This window comes from Micromonospora coxensis (genome assembly GCF_900090295.1).
Taxonomy (GTDB): Bacteria; Actinomycetota; Actinomycetes; order Mycobacteriales; family Micromonosporaceae; genus Micromonospora; species Micromonospora coxensis.
In genome coordinates, this window is record NZ_LT607753.1 from 4,286,442 (window position 1) to 4,302,683 (window position 16,242).

At 74.3% G+C, this 16,242-nt stretch carries 13 protein-coding genes; 9 read left to right on the forward strand and 4 right to left on the reverse strand.

The genetic code is table 11. The features are described from left to right. The first annotated feature begins 1 nt into the window (after window position 1). The 4 genes from GA0070614_RS19690 to GA0070614_RS19705 all read left to right on the forward strand — a co-directional run bounded on the left by GA0070614_RS19690 (window position 2) and on the right by GA0070614_RS19705 (window position 4,390). Window positions 2-1,282 carry an ABC transporter permease gene (locus GA0070614_RS19690; protein WP_088977347.1) on the forward strand — a complete coding sequence of 427 codons (1,281 nt, stop codon included), beginning with the start codon at window positions 2-4 and terminating at the stop codon, window positions 1,280-1,282. Between the two features lie 150 nt (window positions 1,283-1,432). Then, entirely contained in the window at window positions 1,433-2,140 is a 708-nt protein-coding gene (locus GA0070614_RS19695) for a cytidine deaminase (protein ID WP_088977348.1), read from the forward strand. 155 nt (window positions 2,141-2,295) lie between these two features. Then, entirely contained in the window at window positions 2,296-3,576 is a 1,281-nt protein-coding gene (locus GA0070614_RS19700; RefSeq protein WP_088977349.1) for a thymidine phosphorylase, read from the forward strand. Between the two features lie 124 nt (window positions 3,577-3,700). Next, window positions 3,701-4,390, forward strand: a complete 690-nt coding sequence (locus tag GA0070614_RS19705; protein WP_172892467.1) for a DUF4272 domain-containing protein — start codon at window positions 3,701-3,703, stop codon at window positions 4,388-4,390. A 1-nt stretch (window position 4,391) separates the two neighbouring features. Here the strand turns inward: GA0070614_RS19705 and GA0070614_RS19710 are convergent, their stop codons facing one another. Then, window positions 4,392-5,252 (reverse strand): putative RNA methyltransferase, encoded by an 861-nt coding sequence (locus GA0070614_RS19710; protein WP_088979530.1) that lies wholly within the window; start codon window positions 5,250-5,252, stop codon window positions 4,392-4,394. A gap of 149 nt (window positions 5,253-5,401) precedes the next feature. Here GA0070614_RS19710 and GA0070614_RS19715 point away from each other — a divergent pair, with 149 nt between their 5' ends. Further along, window positions 5,402-6,478 (forward strand): adenosine deaminase, encoded by a 1,077-nt coding sequence (locus GA0070614_RS19715; RefSeq protein WP_088977350.1) that lies wholly within the window; start codon window positions 5,402-5,404, stop codon window positions 6,476-6,478. On the opposite strand, the gene GA0070614_RS19720 is transcribed toward GA0070614_RS19715, so the two are convergent. Beyond that, entirely contained in the window at window positions 6,479-6,997 is a 519-nt protein-coding gene (locus GA0070614_RS19720; protein ID WP_231933337.1) for an ATP-binding protein, read from the reverse strand. Window positions 6,998-7,274: 277 nt separating this feature from the next. Between GA0070614_RS19720 and GA0070614_RS19725 the strand changes: the two genes are divergently transcribed. From GA0070614_RS19725 to GA0070614_RS19740, 4 genes are all read left to right on the forward strand, one after another. Further along, complete coding sequence (locus tag GA0070614_RS19725) at window positions 7,275-10,829, forward strand: sensor histidine kinase (protein WP_088977352.1); 3,555 nt, start codon at window positions 7,275-7,277, stop codon at window positions 10,827-10,829. After that, entirely contained in the window at window positions 10,826-11,230 is a 405-nt protein-coding gene (locus GA0070614_RS19730; RefSeq protein ID WP_013283992.1) for a roadblock/LC7 domain-containing protein, read from the forward strand. The genes GA0070614_RS19725 and GA0070614_RS19730 overlap by 4 nt, the downstream gene beginning before the upstream one ends. A 102-nt stretch (window positions 11,231-11,332) precedes the next feature. Further along, the gene (locus tag GA0070614_RS19735) at window positions 11,333-11,710 is read left to right on the forward strand and encodes a DUF742 domain-containing protein (RefSeq protein WP_088964879.1); all 378 of its coding nucleotides are present in this window, start codon (window positions 11,333-11,335) and stop codon (window positions 11,708-11,710) included. A 1-nt stretch (window position 11,711) separates the two neighbouring features. Next, window positions 11,712-12,305 (forward strand): GTP-binding protein, encoded by a 594-nt coding sequence (locus GA0070614_RS19740; RefSeq protein ID WP_088977353.1) that lies wholly within the window; start codon window positions 11,712-11,714, stop codon window positions 12,303-12,305. A 190-nt stretch (window positions 12,306-12,495) separates the two neighbouring features. Here the strand turns inward: GA0070614_RS19740 and GA0070614_RS19745 are convergent, their stop codons facing one another. After that, on the reverse strand, window positions 12,496-13,710 hold the full coding sequence (locus tag GA0070614_RS19745; protein WP_231933338.1) for an ABC transporter substrate-binding protein: 1,215 nt from the start codon (window positions 13,708-13,710) through the stop codon (window positions 12,496-12,498). Between the two features lie 133 nt (window positions 13,711-13,843). Continuing rightward, entirely contained in the window at window positions 13,844-16,228 is a 2,385-nt protein-coding gene (locus GA0070614_RS19750) for a transposase (protein WP_088977355.1), read from the reverse strand. Window positions 16,229-16,242: the final 14 nt, after the last annotated feature.

Here is a 16,242-nt window from a genome sequence, read left to right on the forward strand (position 1 = left end):
CATGTCCACCATGGCTGTTCCCGACGTCGCCACCGCCACGGTCGACGAGGGCTTCTGGACGCGCAACCGCAAGGTCGGCGCGGCCCTGCTGGCGCTGGGCGTGCTGGCCGCGGTGCTCTTCGGGGCGCTCGCCACCGACCAGCAGGCCCGTTTCACCCTCAGCGAGACCGAGGGCGGCGCGGCGCTGGAGATCAACGGCACGATCGGCGCGATCCTGTTCGGCGTGATCGCCGCCGCGGCCGGCGGCGCGCTGCTGGCCGGGGTGCCGAAGCGCTGGTTCACCCTGGTGCTCGGCGTCGGGCTGGTCACCTTCGTGCTCAGCTTCCTCTGCTGGCAGGTCTCCGCCGCCCCCGAGGGCCGCAACTTCATGCCGATGGTCAACATCGTGCGGGGCACGTTCATCCTGGCCCTGCCGCTGATCTTCGGCGCGCTGGCCGGCGTGCTCTGCGAGCGCTCCGGCGTGGTGAACGTGGCGATCGAGGGCCAGCTGCTGATGGGCGCCTTCAGCGGCGCGCTCTTCGGCAGCCTGTTCAACAGCGTGTGGGTGGGCCTGGTCGCCGCGGCGATCGGTGGCGCGTTCATCTCGCTGCTGCTGGCCGTCTTCGCCATCCGCTACCTGGTCGACCAGGTGGTCATGGGCGTCGTGCTCAACCTGCTGGCGGTCGGCATCACCGGCTTCCTCTACGAGCGGCTGATGCAGACCAACGCGGAGAAGTACAACAGCGCGCCCCGCTTCACCAACTGGGAGATCCCGCTGCTGGAGGACATCCCGGTGATCGGGCCGGCGCTGTTCCGCGGCAACCTCTTCCTCTACCTCGGCCTGCTGCTGGTGCTGGTCATCCACATCGCGCTGTTCCGTACCCGGTGGGGTCTGCGGACCCGCTCGGTCGGCGAGCACCCGACCGCGGCGGACACCCTCGGCGTCAAGGTGCTGGGGCTGCGCTACCGCAACGTGCTGCTGGCCGGTGTCGTCGCCGGCATCGGTGGCGCCTCGTACACGCTGGCGCTGTACAGCTTCACCAAGAACATGATCGGCGGTAAGGGCTTCATCGCCCTCGCCGCGCTGATCTTCGGCCGGTGGAGCCCGACCGGCGCGCTGCTGGCGGCGCTCTTCTTCGGCTTCGCCGACCAGCTCGCCACCTACCTCGGCGCGATCGGCAGCAGCATCCCCAGCCAGTTCCTGGCGATGCTGCCCTACCTGGCGACGATCCTGGCCGTGGCCGGCCTGGTCGGCCGGGTCCGGGCGCCCGCGGCGGACGGCAAGCCGTACGTCAAGGGCTGACGCGTACCGACGATCCGTGCCCGGTGGGGAGTTCCCCGCCGGGCACGGTCGTCTCCGGCCATCGGCCGCCCCGGCCCACCGGCGGTGTCGACGGCCACCGGAGGGGACCCTTCCCGCGTCCGACCAGGCCGACTTCGGCAGAATGGTGGGATGACCGACATCGACTGGGAGCGGCTGCGGGCCGCCGCCACCGAGGTGATGCGGCACGCGTACGTGCCGTACTCCAAGTTCCCGGTCGGCGCGGCCGCCCTGGTCGACGACGGGCGGATCGTGGTCGGCTGCAACGTGGAGAACGCCGGCTACGGCGTCACTCTCTGCGCCGAGTGCGGCGTCGTGTCGTCGCTGCACGCCACCGGGGGCGGCCGGCTGGTCGCCATGTCCTGCGTCGACGCCACCGGCGAGCCGCTGATGCCCTGCGGCCGGTGCCGGCAGCTGCTCTGGGAGAACGGCGGCCCGGAGTGCCTGGTGGAGACGAAGGGCCGGCCGCTGCGGATGGCCGAGCTGCTGCCGCACGCCTTCGACGTGGCCGACATCGAGGCGGTCACCGGGGAGCACCCCGTCCCGGTGGTGCCCGACCGGCTGGCCGCCTGGCGGGGCCGGGGCACCGTCTTCGTCCACCCCGACATGTCCGCCGGGCAGCAGGTGTGGACGGCGTACTGGGAGCGGTCCGCCGGTGACGAGGGCGCCGAGACCGGCGTGCTGGAGGAGGGGCCCAGCTGGGACGACCCGGCCGAGGCGATCACCTGGGGGCTGGCGCGGACGCCGCGCGTGGTGGTGGTGGACGCGTCGGGCACCATCTTCTGGGCCGGTGAGGGGGAGCCACCGATGGAGGTTCCGCTCCGCTGGTCTGCTTCTTGAGCTCGGGGGATCGGGCCGACGGCGACCCGGCTCCGGGCGGTCAGGCTTGATCCCTCCGCCGGTCACCGTCGGCCCGATCCCCGGCGGTTCCGGCCCGTGCGGCGGTGCGGCCTGGTGCCCGACGCGACTTTCGATCTATCTGATGGGACTCAAAGGTGAGTGCGTTCACGGCGGTTGACGTCATCCGGACCAAGCGGGACGGGGGTGTGCTGAGCGACGCCCAGATCGACTGGGTGGTCGACGCGTACACCAAGGGGCTCGTCGCCGACGAGCAGATGTCGGCGCTGGCCATGGCGATCCTGCTGCGCGGCATGTCCGCGCCGGAGATCGCCCGGTGGACCGCCGCGATGATCGCCAGCGGCGAGCGGCTGGACCTGTCGCCGGTGGCCCGGCCGACGGTCGACAAGCACTCCACCGGCGGCGTCGGTGACAAGATCACGTTGCCGCTCACCCCGCTCGTCGCCGCCTGCGGCGCCGCGGTGCCGCAGCTGTCCGGGCGCGGCCTGGGCCACACCGGCGGCACCCTGGACAAGCTGGAGTCGATCCCCGGCTGGCGGGCCGCGCTGAGCAACGACGAGTTCATCGCCCAGCTGCGCGACGTCGGCGCGGTGATCTGCGCGGCCGGCGAAGGGCTCGCCCCGGCCGACCGCAAGCTGTACGCGCTGCGCGACGTCACCGGCACCGTCGAGGCGATCCCGCTGATCGCCAGCTCGATCATGAGCAAGAAGATCGCCGAGGGGACCGGCGCGCTGGTGCTCGACGTCAAGGTCGGCTCCGGCGCGTTCATGAAGTCCGTCCACGACGCCCGCGAGCTGGCCCGCACCATGGTCGAGCTGGGCGGCGCGCACGGTGTGCGGACGGTCGCCCTGCTCACCGACATGTCCACCCCGCTCGGCCTGACCGTCGGCAACGCGGTCGAGGTGACCGAGTCGGTGGAGGTGCTGGCCGGGGGCGGGCCCGCCGACGTGGTGGAGCTGACCCTGGCGCTGGCCCGGGAGATGCTGGACGCGGCCGGCCTGCCGGACGCCGACCCGGCCGCCGCGCTGCGCGACGGGCGGGCGATGGACTCGTGGCGCACGATGATCCGCGCCCAGGGCGGCGACCCGGACGCCCCGATGCCCACCGCCAACGAGGTCGAGGTGGTCCGCGCCGAGGCCGACGGCTTCGTCGAGTCGGTCGACGCGTACGCGATCGGGGTGGCCGCCTGGCGGCTCGGCGCCGGGCGGGCCCGCAAGGAGGACCCGGTCAGCGCCGCCGCCGGCGTGGTGCTGCACAAGCGTCCCGGTGACCCGGTGCGGGCCGGCGACCCGCTCTACGAACTCCGCGCCGACCAGGGCACCCGGATCCCGGCGGCCCGGGCCGAGGCCGAGCGGGCGGTCCGCATCGCGTCGGCCCCGTCCACCGCGTCGCCGCTGGTCATCGAGCGGATCAGCTGAACGGTCGGCCCCCGGGGCCGGTCGGCCGACCGCCCTGCCGGGCCATGGTGCCGGCCAGTCCGGACGGCTATCCTCCCTGGCCAGGGGGGATGGACCGGCGTCAGCCGGATGTGAGCAGACAGGGATGCAAGCCGTGCGCGTACCCGCCCCCGATCCACGGGAAGTCCGTGAGGCGAGCCTGGACGAGCTGTCCCGGCTGCGCCTGCCGTTGCCGCCCGCGCAGTTCCCGCTGGTGTGGGAGCCGGGCGACGAGATCGAGCTGCGCCCCACCGGCGAGATCGAGGCGCGGATCGCCGTGCTGCACCTGATCCTGGCCCGCTGCTTCGGGATGCCCCCGCGAGCGGCGATGGAGTGGCTGCTCGCCTCGCACCTGGTGGACATGGTCACGCCGCCGGAGTGGGAGTTCGTGATGGGCGGCAAGGGCGACCACCGCTCCTTCGTGCTGCACCACGACGCGCTCTTCTCGCTGGCCTGGGTGCTCGGCCTGACCAAGCAGCTCGACCCGACCATCCCGGTGGACGAGCGGCTGGTGGAGCGGATGCCGCACATCGCCGGCGGGGAGCTGTTCGGCCAGTGGCGGGCCCGGATCCTGGCCGCGCCGCAGCACCCGGCGGACGCCGCTGCCCTGCTCGACCTGCACTACTGCCTGGACTGGGCGTACCTGGAGACGGAGCGGGCCGGCCGGCGCCTGCCGGGGCTGGTCGACGCCAACGCGATCGGGCAGCGGCGCTGGGCGCTGGAGTGGGCGGTGGTGCTGCGCGGGCCGTACCACGACGAGCCGCCGGGCTGGGAAGAGGTCGACCTCTCCACCTGACTCAGCGGGGCCGCCAGACGGTGAGCCGGATCTCGGCGGTGACCGCGACCGGCCGGGGGAGCGCCGCGATCCGGTCGGCCAGCCGCTGCGGGTCGGTGTGCCACGCGCTCGGTCCCATCCCGACCAGCGTCGCCACCTCGTCGCCGGTCAGCGTGAGCCGGGCGGCGTGCGTCTCGTCGCGCTCCGGGGTGAAGTGGCCGGCGAGGCTGTCGGCGACCCGGTCGGCCTTGGCCGGGTCGACCCGGAGCAGGTCGAGCGCGTCCACCAGTTCGGCGAGGTGAGCCCCGGTGGGGGTGACCACCAGCAGCGCCCCGTCCGGGTCGAGCACCCGGTGGAACTCCGCGCCGTTGCGCGGCGCGAAGACGTCGAGCAGCACGGCCGTCGAGGCGTCCGCCAGCGGCAGCCGCTGCCAGGTGTCGGCGAGCGCGGCGGCGGCCCGGGGGTGGGCGCGGGCCGCGCGGCGCAGCGCCGGCTTGGAGACGTCCAGGGCCAGGCCGACGGCGTCGGGCAGCGCCGCCAGCACCGCGGCGAGGTGCCGGCCGGTGCCCGCCCCGGCGTCCACCACCAGCGGGTACGCCCCGGCGACCCGCTCGGCCACCGGCCGGGCCGCCTCGGCCAGGGCGGCGGAGACGACGTCGTAGTGCCCGGCGGCCAGGAAGTCGGCCCGGGCGGCGACCATCTGCGCGGTGTCCCCGACGTGCGGGGCACGGCCGGTGAGCAGGTTGACGTACCCCTGGCGGGCCACGTCGAAGCTGTGCCGGCGCGGGCAGCGCAGGCTGCCGGCGCCGCCGGTGGCGGCCTCGGCCAGCGGCTCGGCGCAGACCGGGCAGCGCAGCCGCGCGAGGACCTGCGGGTGCGTCACGGCCACCGGCTGCTCGGACGGGTGCGGCGCGCTCACCCGGGAAGCGTACGTGCCCGGGTCGGGCCGGGTGTCCGGGTAGGTCGTCGGCCGGTGACGGGGCGTCGAGGGTCGTCCCGCCGGTCGGGTCGTCGGCTGACTAGGGTCTGAGCATGGTCGCAATCCGATACGAGGACATCGTCAAGGTCCCGAAGGCGCTGCTGCACGATCATCTCGACGGCGGCCTGCGGCCGGCGACGGTCGTCGAACTCGCCGCCGAGGTGGGCCACGAGCTGCCCACCACCGATCCGGAGGCGCTCGGCCGCTGGTTCGTCGAGGCCGCCAACTCGGGGTCGCTGGAGCGCTACCTGGAGACGTTCGCGCACACCGTCGCCGTCATGCAGACCGCACCGGCGCTGCGTCGGGTGGCCCGCGAGTGCGCGCTGGACCTGGCCGCCGACGGGGTGGTCTACGCCGAGGTCCGGTTCGCCCCGGAGCAGCACCTCGAACAGAACCTCACCCTGGACGAGGTGGTGGAGGCGGTGGTGGCCGGCTTCACCGAGGGCGCCGCCGAGGCCGCCGCGGCCGGCACGCCGATCCGGGTCGGCACCCTGCTGACCGCGATGCGGCACGCCGCCCGCTCGCAGGAGATCGCCGAACTGGCCGTCCGGCACCGGGACGCCGGCGTGGTGGGCTTCGACATCGCCGGCGCGGAGGCGGGTTTCCCACCCACCCGGCACCTGGACGCCTTCGAGTACCTCCAGCGGGAGAACTTCCACTTCACCATCCACGCCGGCGAGGCGTTCGGCCTGCCGTCGATCTGGCAGGCCATCCAGTGGTGCGGCGCCGACCGGCTGGGTCACGGCGTACGGATCGTGGACGACATCACCCCCGGCCCGCGGCCGGTGCTGGGCCGGCTGGCCGCGTACGTCCGGGACAAGCGCATCCCGCTGGAGCTCTGCCCGTCGTCGAACGTGCAGACCGGGGCCGCCGCGTCGATCGCCGAGCACCCGATCGGTCTGCTGCGTGACCTGCGCTTCCGGGTGACGGTGAACACCGACAACCGGCTGATGAGCGGCACCTCGATGTCGCGGGAGATGGCGCTGCTGGTGGAGGCCTTCGGCTACGGCTGGAAGGAGCTCCAGTGGTTCACCATCAACGCGATGAAGAGCGCCTTCATCCCGTTCGACGAGCGGCTGGAGATCATCGACGAGGTGATCAAGCCGGCGTACGCGAAGCTGCTGGGCTGATCACTGCCGTGGGTGGCCGGCGACCATGCCGGCCACCCGCGACAGGATCTCGCGGGCCCGGGCGGCCTCGGCCCCCAGGCCGGTCTGCCGGCGCAGGACGGCCGGTTCCGCCCGCAGCAGCGCCACTCCGCGCCGGATGAGCACCTTCGGCGCCTTGCGCTGCTCCGCCAGGTCCCGGGCCAGCCGCCGGACGAAGGTGGCCCCGCGCGGCCGGCGCAGCGCGTACGCTCCGGCCAGCAGCCCGCGACGGCGGCACTCCTCGACGATCTCGGCGGCAAAGATCCCTTCGGCGATGAAGAGTGGCGATCCGGTCACCTCGAACGGCCGGGTGGCCACCCGCCGGTCGGCACCGATCGCATAAACCGGCACTTCGGCCTTGCCCTCATGGGCCAGTCGGGCAATTGTTTCCACGGCTGTTCCGGCGTCCCAGGACTCCGGCGAGTCCCAGTCCACCAGCCCGTCGCGGCGCGGCAACGTAGGGTCATCGCCGTCCTTGTAGAAGTCGTCCAGACACAGCACCGGAAGTCCGGTTCGCTGCGCTATGTACGACTTTCCGGAGCCGGAAGGGCCGGCGAGGAGGACAACGCGGTGACGGTATTCCATTACGTTCGGTAACTCCGGCCAGACGGATTGCTATCAAATTGCATCAACATCTCATCACACCCTCAGCGACCGCCAACCTGGGCTTTCTCTTTCTGAGACGGCGTGATGGAATCTCGGGGGTCCGACCCGCCGGGTCGGTCGCTGGGCGTTGCCCGGGGCAACGCGGGGACGCTGCAATCGCGAGGGCGGTGACGTGAGCAAACGGCCAAAGACGGCGGGCTCCTTCCTGTCGCGTCTGCGTCGGCCGGCCGGCCGACTCCGCGACATGCCGATCTGGTCCAAGCTCGGTCTCATCATGATCGTGCCGACCATCGCCACGGTCGTGGTGGGCACCAGTGGCCTGGTCGACAACCTGCAGACGCTCAACAACGCCAACCGGGCCGGTGACCTGGCGAACCTCGTCGGTCACTCCGGTGACCTGGTCAACAGCCTCCAGGACGAGCGCACCGCCGCGGTCCTGCTGCTCGGTTCGCAGAAGGGGCAGGCGCGGGAGCAGTACCAGGAGGCGTACAACCGGGTCAACTCCCGGGTCGACCGGTCCAAGCTGCCGTACCTGCAGCAGCGGGCCCAGCTGGAGGACCTCCCGGGCAGCCTGGAGACCCTGCTCGACCGGATCGACCAGGAGCTGACCGACCTGCCGGGCACCCGCAGCCAGGTCTACAACGGCAAGCTGACCATCAGCAACGCCGTCGGGTCGTACCAGGGGCTGATCGACCAGCTCATCAGCATCCGGGACTCGGTCACCCAGCTCGCCGGCGACAACGACCTGAGCGACCGGATGCGGGCCGCCACCGCGGTGGCCCGGTCCAAGGAGTTCCTGTCGCTGCGCCGCGTCGCGGTGCACCAGGTGCTCATCCAGAAGGCGTACATCTCGCCGCTGCGCCGGGACTACATCGCCAGCCAGGCCGGTGAGGGCCTGGCCCTGCAGACCTTCAACTCGGTGGCCACCCGGGCCGAGCGCGAGTTCCTCGAGCAGACCGTCACCGGCGCCGACCGGCGTCAGGCCGACAACTACAGCGGCTGGATGGACAGCCGCTCCACCGAGAGCATCGCCGGGGTGCCCTTCGGTCCGGACCAGTGGGACGCGGCCATGGTCTCCAACGCGGCGCTGATCCGCACCGTGGAGGTCAAGCTCGACGGCAACGTGGTCCGCCAGGCCGACGAGCTGCGCTCCGACGTGCAGCGCACCGTGTTCCTGCAGACCGGCCTGCTGCTGAGCATGCTGCTGCTGGCCATCCTCTTCGCGTACCTGGTCGCCCGGTCGATGGCGCGCTCGCTGCGCGACCTGCGTCAGGGCGCCCTCTCCATCGCCCAGTACGGCCTGCCCCAGGCGGTGGCCCGGCTGCGCGACCCGCAGGTCACCGGTCAGCTCTCCCCGGTCCAGCTCGCCAACCAGATCGCCGAGCCGCTGCCGGTGCGCAGCAAGGACGAGTTCGGCCAGGTGACCGAGGCGTTCAACGCGGTCCACCTGGAGGCGGTCCGCACCGCCGCCGAGCAGGCCGCGCTGCGCTCCTCCGTCGCGACGATGTTCGTCAACCTCGCCCGCCGTTCGCAGATCCTGGTCGACCGGCTGATCGGCCACCTCGACCGGCTGGAGCGCGGCGAGGAGGACCCGGACCGCCTGGCCGAGCTGTTCCAGCTCGACCACCTGGCCACCCGGATGCGCCGCAACGACGAGAACCTGCTGGTCCTCGCCGGCGCCGACTCCACCCGCGTCCAGCGCGAGCCGGCCGCCCTGATCGACGTGCTGCGCGCCGCGCAGTCCGAGGTCGAGCACTACACCCGCATCGAGTTCGGGGTCATCGACCGGGACATCGAGGTCGCGGCCCACGCGGTCAACGACATGGTGCACCTGGTCGCCGAGCTCTTCGACAACGCGACCGCCTTCTCGCCGCCGGACTCGCACATCATGGTCGAGGCGCGCCGGATCGGGGACCGGGCCACCCTCTACGTCGAGGACCACGGCATCGGCATCAGCGCCGAGCAGCTGGCCGACCTCAACGAGCGGCTCGCCACGCCGCCGCAGGTGGACGTCGCCGTCTCCCGGATGATGGGCCTGGTCGTGGTCGCCCGGCTGGGTTCCCGGCACGGGGTCAAGGTCGAGCTGCGACCGGGCACCGACCGGGGCACGGTCGCCGAGGTCACCATGCCCACCAGCGTGCTGGTGCCCCGGGCGCTCTCCGGCCGGGGTCCGCAGGCCGCCGCGCTGCCCGCCGGCACGCCCGCCCCGCAGCCCGGTCCGACGCCGGTCTTCGGCGCGCTGCCCGCGCTCGGCAACGGCCCGGCTCCGCGCACCGGTGAGTCCGGCAACCAGGTCACCCTCGGCGGCCGGCCGTTCGAGCCGACGCAGCGCAACGGCGCCCCGGCCAACGCCGGTGGCGGTCGCGCCATGCCGGCCTGGTCGGACCTGACCGGCGCCAGCGGGATCAACGGCGACGACAGCTTCGCCCCGCGGACCGCCAACGGGCAGCCGATCGACCCGCTGCCGCAGCGGCGCTCCTCCGACGGCGACCCGTCGGTCACCGGCCAGCAGCCGGTGATCCCGCGGCAGCTGCCGAGCAGCCCCGAGGCGCGTCCGTACAGCTCGCCGCCGTTCCCGCCGGTCTCCGGGCCCCCGGTGGTCCCGCCGGTCTCCGCCCCGCCGCTGCCGCCGGTCTCCGGCGTCCCGGTCTCGGGCCACCCGGTCTCCGCCGCCCCGGTCTCCGGTCACCCGGTCTCCGGTCACCCCGTCTCCGCCGCGCCGGTCTCCGGCCAGCCGGTGTCGGCCGCGCCGGTCTCCGTCCCGCCCCGGCAGACCCCGCCCGGCGCGGGAGCGCCGCCGGCCTGGCCGCCGGTGGCCAACCCCGAGCGGGACGCGGCCGCCCCGCCGGTGCCCGAGCGGCTCGCCGCCGCGCTCGACATGACCACGGAGCTGCCCCGGGTGGCCCGTCCCGAGCCGTCGGCGCCGGCCACCCCGCCGGTGACGCCGGCCCCGGCCGCCCCGCCGGCGGTTCGGCAGCCCACCGCGCAGCCCGCGGTGCCGCAGCCGCGCGCCGGCCAGACCGCGCCGGTCAACCGGCCGCCGACCCCGCAGGAGACGGCCAACCGGCAGCGGTACGCGGACGAGACGATGGAGCTGCCGATCTTCCGGGAGCTGGAGTCGGCCTGGTTCCGTACCCGCAAGCCGGGCCCCGAGGAGGCGGCCGGCGCGAAGGCGTCCAACGGCACCGCGGCCCAGCAGACGCCCGCCGCCGACGCCGCCGGTCGACCCGTCCAGAACACCGCACCACGGACGGCAGGTGTCGCACCGATGGCAAACACTCCGACCGCCGGAGGGACGCCGTTCGACAACGGTTCGGCGGCGAACGGGGGCGCCCGCCCCGGGCACACCGACGGCCTGCCCCACCGCCGGCCCGCCCCGCAGCAGTCCCCGGGCTGGCAGACCGCGGCCGACGACGGCTGGCGTGCCGCCGTGGCCGCCTCCGAGGTGCCGGTGGCCGCGACCACCCAGACCGGCCTGCCGAAGCGGACGCCGATGGCGCAGCTCGTCCCCGGTGCGGTGGAGAAGCCGACCACCTCGGTGCAGCGGCGTTCGCCGGAGGCCGTGCGCGGCCTGCTCTCCGCCTACCATCGAGGCGTGCAGCGCGGCCGCAGCAACCCCTCGGACAGCAACCCCACCAACCCGGAGGCGACTTCGGGAGGGCAGCAATCCTCGCAGTCTGGCTCCGGCCCGGCGGCCGGGAGCGGGCAGAAGGAGCAAGAAGGATGACAACTACGCAGGATCTCGGTTGGCTGCTCGCCAACTTCGCCGACCGGGTGCCCGGTGTCGCGCACGCGGTCGCCGTCTCCGCGGACGGCCTGCTCCTCGCGTCGTCACGGGACCTGCCGCGGGACCGGGCCGACCAGTTGGCCGCCATCGCCTCCGGCCTGGTCAGCCTGACCCAGGGTGCGGCCCGCTGCTTCGAGGGCGGCGCGGTGTTGCAGACCGTGGTCGAGATGGACAACGGCTTCCTGTTCCTGATGTCCATCTCGGACGGCTCCTCGTTCGCCGTGCTGGCCGCCCGTAGCTGCGACGTCGGCCAGGTCGGCTACGAGATGGCGCTCCTCGTCGACCGGGTGGGCGACGCGCTGACGCCGCAGCCGCGTACGGCTGTCGGGATGATGGGCTGACCGAGCTGACCAGGCGGTCGGCACGGCGGCAACGACACAACAACAACGACGGGTGCCACCGGGCGAGAGCCGGTGCCGGGTACGAAGGAGGTGAGCGGCGACATGGCCGATCGTGACGAACCGACCGGAGCGTTGGTCCGTCCATACGCCGTGACCCGTGGTCGTACCCGTCCCCGGCTCGACATCGCCATGGAGGCGCTCGTCGAGACGACGGTGCGCGGTCGCGCCGCTGCCAGTGGCAACGGCGGCCAGGGCCGTGAGCACCAGTACATCGCCGCGCTGTGTGACGGACGCGTGCAGTCGTTGGCCGAGATCGCGGCGCGGATGCAGCTCCCACTGGGTGTGGCCCGGGTGCTCATCGCCGACATGGCGACGGACGGCCTGGTCGCGGTCCACGAGCCGACCATTCTGGACGACTCGGACGACGCGGTGGGCACTGAACTGCTGGAGAGGGTGCTGAGTGGACTTCGCAGGCTCTGACATGTCGCACCGGCCGCCGGCCCCGAGCGGGCGCGTGACGTCGGCGAAGATCGTTATCGCCGGTGGTTTCGGCGTCGGCAAGACGACGCTGGTCGGTTCGGTCTCGGAGATCACGCCGCTGACCACCGAGGCGATCATGACCTCCGCCGGCGTGGGCGTCGACGACACCCGGCAGGTGCCGGGCAAGACGACGACCACCGTGGCGATGGACTTCGGTCGTATCTCGATCGACCGGGACCTGATCCTGTACCTGTTCGGTACGCCTGGCCAGACGCGGTTCTGGTTCATGTGGGACGAACTGGTGCGTGGCGCCATCGGCGCGGTGGTCCTGGTCGACACCCGCCGGTTGGCCGACTGCTTCGCGGCGATCGACTTCTTCGAGCACCGGCGGCTGCCGTACCTGGTGGCCATCAACTGCTTCGACGGGATGCAGTACCACGACCCGCAGGACGTCCGGGACGCGCTGGCGATCTCGCACGACGTGCCGGTGGTGGCCTGCGACGCCCGTAACCGGGAGTCGACCAAGCACGTGCTGATCTCGCTGGTCGAGTACGTGCTGACCATGCGTCGCTCGCGCGCGGTCGCGCCGGCCTGACGGCTCCCGACGCGCCCGTTGGCGGCTCCGGCCGTCACCGGGCGCGTCGTCGTGTCCTCGGCCGGGTGCGGAGGGGCGGCCGGCCGTCCCCGTCCGGCACGAGTCCGGGCCGGGGCGGGGTGGCGCACACGACAGCGCCCGGCCGGCGACGCCGACCGGGCCCACCCGGGCCACCGGCCCGGCGGCTCGCTCAGGAGATCCGGACCCAGCTGCCCCGGGACACCGTGTAGACGCCCAGCGAGTCGCGCTCCAGCCCGCTGTGCCGGATCGGGGTGAAGGCGTACGGGCCGACCATGCCGTCGGTGACCAGCGTCTGCAGGAACGCCCGGATCCGGCCACGGTCGACGCTGGTGGACAGCCGGGCGGCGTCCGCGATGAGGTGGAGCCCGTCCGAGGCGTACGGGGCGAAGCCGCTGAACCCGCCGTGCTGCTGGATGTAGCGGAACACGAAGTCCCGACGGGCCAGCGCCGCCGTGGTGGTGTTGGTGAGGGTGGAGCCACCCAGACAGGCGGGATGCACCGCGTACGCGCCCTCCACGGCGGTGGCGTTGCTGCCCTCCAGGGTCTCCTCGGTCACCGCCGCGGCGTCGAGGAACAGCGGCCCGCGCCAGCCGGCCCGACGCAGTGCCCGGGCGGCGCCCCCGGCGTCCGGGGCGGCGGCCCAGAGGAACACGCCGTCCGGCTCGTCGGCCACCGTCTCCTCGGCCGCGTCGGCGAAGTCGGCGCCGCCTCGGGGGAGCCGTACCGTCCGGTCCAGCTCGACCCCCACGGCCCGCAGGGCGGCCGTCAGGGCCCGGACCCCGGCGTCGCCGTGCAGCCCGTCGGCGGCCAGCACCGCCACCCGCTCCAGGCCCTGTGAACGGGCGAGCTGGGCCAGCCGTCGGGCCACGTCGACCGCGTCCGGGGTGAGCTTGTAGATGTAGGTCCGCTGGGCCAGCGGCAGGACGATCCCGTCGCCGTGGGCGAGCGAGACGAACGGGGTGCGCAGCCGCTGCGCCACCCCCGCCACGGCCATGGCGGTCTCGGGCAGCGTGGTGCCGAGCAGGGCGTGCACGCGATCGTTGCGGATCAGGTCGGTGGTCTGCGTGGCGGCGAGCCGGGCGTCGCCCCGGTTGTCCCGCACCAGCAGCCGTACGCGCCGACGCAGGTTGCCCACCTGGACGCGTTCGACGTTGATGTCCTCCACGCTGATCTGCAGGGCCCGTTCCTGGGGCACACCGAGGGCGGCGCCCCGGCCGGTCAGCTCCAGGCTGACCCCGATCAGCAGCTCCGGGCCGCCCGGGGAGGCGGTGCCGTCCGGCTCCGTGTCGTCCTGCGTGCCGGCCGGCGCGCAACCGCCGAGCAGCAGGGCCCCGGCCGCCGCGCTGAGCACACCCCGGCGGGTGAGCACGGTGGAGTCGGTCATCGGTGTCGCCATTGGAGTCGCCTTCCCACCCCGGCGTCACCTGTCGCCGACGGTTCCGCCGGTATGCTCCCGGCCGTCGCGACCCGGCGTCAAATTGCCCGGGTGTGGGCAGGAACACGCAGGTGGAAGGCGTTCAGGAGCGGTAGCCGGCGGACCGGAACTCGTACTCCCGATCGTCGTCGCGCTCGGCCGGGTCGCGGCTGAAGTCCCAGCCGCCGGCCGACTCCCGACCCGGTCGCCCACCCACGGCGAACCCGCCGATCTCCTGGCCGCGACGCCAGCCGCGGAAGTAGCCGGTGGTGTTCTCGGCGAGGCTGGCCGCGTCGCGGACGATCCGCAGCGGACGCTCGTCGCGCAGCGGCGAGCCGGGCACCAGGTTGGCCTGCGGGACCCGCTTGGGCAGGCCGGCGGAGGTCTCCGCGCCGACGGCCGGGCGGGCCGCCTGCTCGGCGGCCTGCCAACCGGTGTCCGCGGTGGTCGACCAGTCCAGCTCGGACTCGGCCTCCTCGCCGTGCCCGACGAACCAGGCGGACCTGGCCTGCGCGAAGATCAGCAGGTCGCCGTCCCCCTCGTCCGAGATCGGCGGGGGTCGGTGCTCCATCGGCGCGGGCCGGCGCTCGACCGGGTCCGGACGACGCTCGGGCGCCGGCCGCTCGCCCCGGGGGGCGCGGCCGGCCCGGCCCGCCTCCTCGCGGTCGACCAGGCGCAGCGGCGGCGTCTCCAGGCCCGGATCGGTGGGCGGGTTGGCGCCGCTGCGCAGCGCGCGGTCGGCCAGCGGCGGCGGCTCCACGAGCCGCAGCATCGGCGGCTCCTGCGGCAGGTCGTCGGCGAGCCAGGGCGGGGTGACCCGTCGCTGGGCGCCCGGCTCGGCCGGGGCGTCCGCCGGGCGGCCGGCCCGCTCGCCGTACGACGGCGCCGGCTTGTCGGCGGGACCGTCGACCGGCTCGTCCGGGTTGTTGACCAGTGGCCAGTTGGCCCGGGAGCCGGGCGGCGCGGCCTCCGGCTCGGGGCGCGGGGTCGGCACCGGCACGTTCAGGTCGGTCGCGCTGAAGCCACCGGTGGGTGCCGAGAGCGCGCCGCTGGGCTTCGGGCGGGGCGGGATCACGGTGCGCTGCCGCTCGGCGCGGGCGCTGTTGATCGCCGCCGTGGTCAGGGTGGGCCGGAACGGCTCGCCGGCCTCGGCGGGCGGCACGGCACCGCGCTGCGCCGGCGCGATCGGCGTGATGCCGGGCGGCGGCGGGGGCGGCGCGGAGACCGGACGGTTGGTGGGCGCGTCCACCCCACGGCGCACCAACGGCATGGCGGGCTCGGTCCGCGCCGGCGGGGCGGAGGCGGGCCGCGCGGACGCGGCCGGGGCGACCGGCTGCGGGGCGACCGGTGGCGGCGCGACGGGGCTGGGGGCCACCGGCGGCGGGCCCAGCGGCCGGGGCGACGCCGGCACGGTACCGCCGGAGACCGGCTCGGGGCGGCTGCGCCGACCGGTGGGCAGGGGGGCCTCCGGCTCGGCGGGCCGGACGGGACGCAGCCCGGACGGGCTGCCCGCGCCGGGCAGTTCGCCGACCGCCTCGCCGCGGCGGGCGGCGGCCCGGCGGCCGGGTGCCGGGGCGGGGGTGACCCGGGCGCCGAGCGCGCCGACCAGGGCCTCGCAGCCGGCGTCGCAGGCCCGCACGGCGGCGACGGCCTGCCGGACGGTCTCGGCGACGGCGGAGGTGAGCGCCCGGTTGACGGTGGCGCGGCGGGGCGTCTCGGAGATGGCCACCCGCAGCGCGGTCACCGCGGCGTCGATCTCCGCGGCCTCGGCCACGCCGTCGGCGGCCAGGTGGGCCGCCACCGCGTCGGCGGCGACGGAGACCTCCCGGCCCTGGGCCGTCGTGCCGGCCAGCATGCCGGGTTCCGGCAGGGCGTCCAGGACGGCCAGCGACACCGGCTCGGCCGGGTCCGGGTACGCCCGCAGGGCGGCCGGGTAGAGCTCGCGCAGCACCTCGCGCAGCGCCACGGCGGCCGAGTGCCGACCGCTGGACAGGGCGGCGTGCGCCGCCAGGACCTGCTTGTAGCCGGCCAGGTCGCGGGGAGCGGGGAGGGTGACCGCGGAGAGCGCGCCGGCCTGGAGGGCGCGGGCCAGGCCCACCGCCCGTCGCTCGGCCGGCGGGGACTGCATCTCCTCCAGGGAGTCGTCGTCGGCGAACCGCTCGGCGAAGTCGTCGACCGAGTCGTCGTCGGCGATTGCGAGTGGACGCCCGGCGGCGCTGAGCAGCGAGGTGACCGTGTGGTCGTCGCTGTCGGCCGCGATCGCCGCGCCGCTCGGCCCGCCCGACCGCTCCACGAGCAGCGCGACCAGCCGGGCGTAGCCCGCCGGGTCGTCACCGATCTCGCAGACATGCAGCAGACGGCCTGCGTCGTCGACCACAGCGGACGTCAGCGCCGAACCGGTCGATGCCGGTCGGTCGGCCGGATCCGCCGAGGCCAGACCGCAGTACACGCGCACGAGCGCCACGGCGTCGTCCTCCTCCCGGGACACAGGTCTTGTTATCT

Excerpts from the sequence above, each read along its gene's own strand:
- GA0070614_RS19705 (WP_172892467.1), top strand. The coding sequence starts at position 3,701 with ATGCAAGCCGTGCGCGTACCCGCCCCCGATCCACGGGAAGTCCGTGAG.
- GA0070614_RS19745 (WP_231933338.1), bottom strand. The coding sequence starts at position 13,710 with ATGACCGACTCCACCGTGCTCACCCGCCGGGGTGTGCTCAGCGCGGCG.
- GA0070614_RS19695 (WP_088977348.1), top strand. The coding sequence starts at position 1,433 with ATGACCGACATCGACTGGGAGCGGCTGCGGGCCGCCGCCACCGAGGTG.
- GA0070614_RS19735 (WP_088964879.1), top strand. The coding sequence starts at position 11,333 with ATGGCCGATCGTGACGAACCGACCGGAGCGTTGGTCCGTCCATACGCC.
- GA0070614_RS19715 (WP_088977350.1), top strand. The coding sequence starts at position 5,402 with ATGGTCGCAATCCGATACGAGGACATCGTCAAGGTCCCGAAGGCGCTG.
- GA0070614_RS19740 (WP_088977353.1), top strand. The coding sequence starts at position 11,712 with ATGTCGCACCGGCCGCCGGCCCCGAGCGGGCGCGTGACGTCGGCGAAG.
- GA0070614_RS19690 (WP_088977347.1), top strand. The coding sequence starts at position 2 with ATGTCCACCATGGCTGTTCCCGACGTCGCCACCGCCACGGTCGACGAG.
- GA0070614_RS19730 (WP_013283992.1), top strand. The coding sequence starts at position 10,826 with ATGACAACTACGCAGGATCTCGGTTGGCTGCTCGCCAACTTCGCCGAC.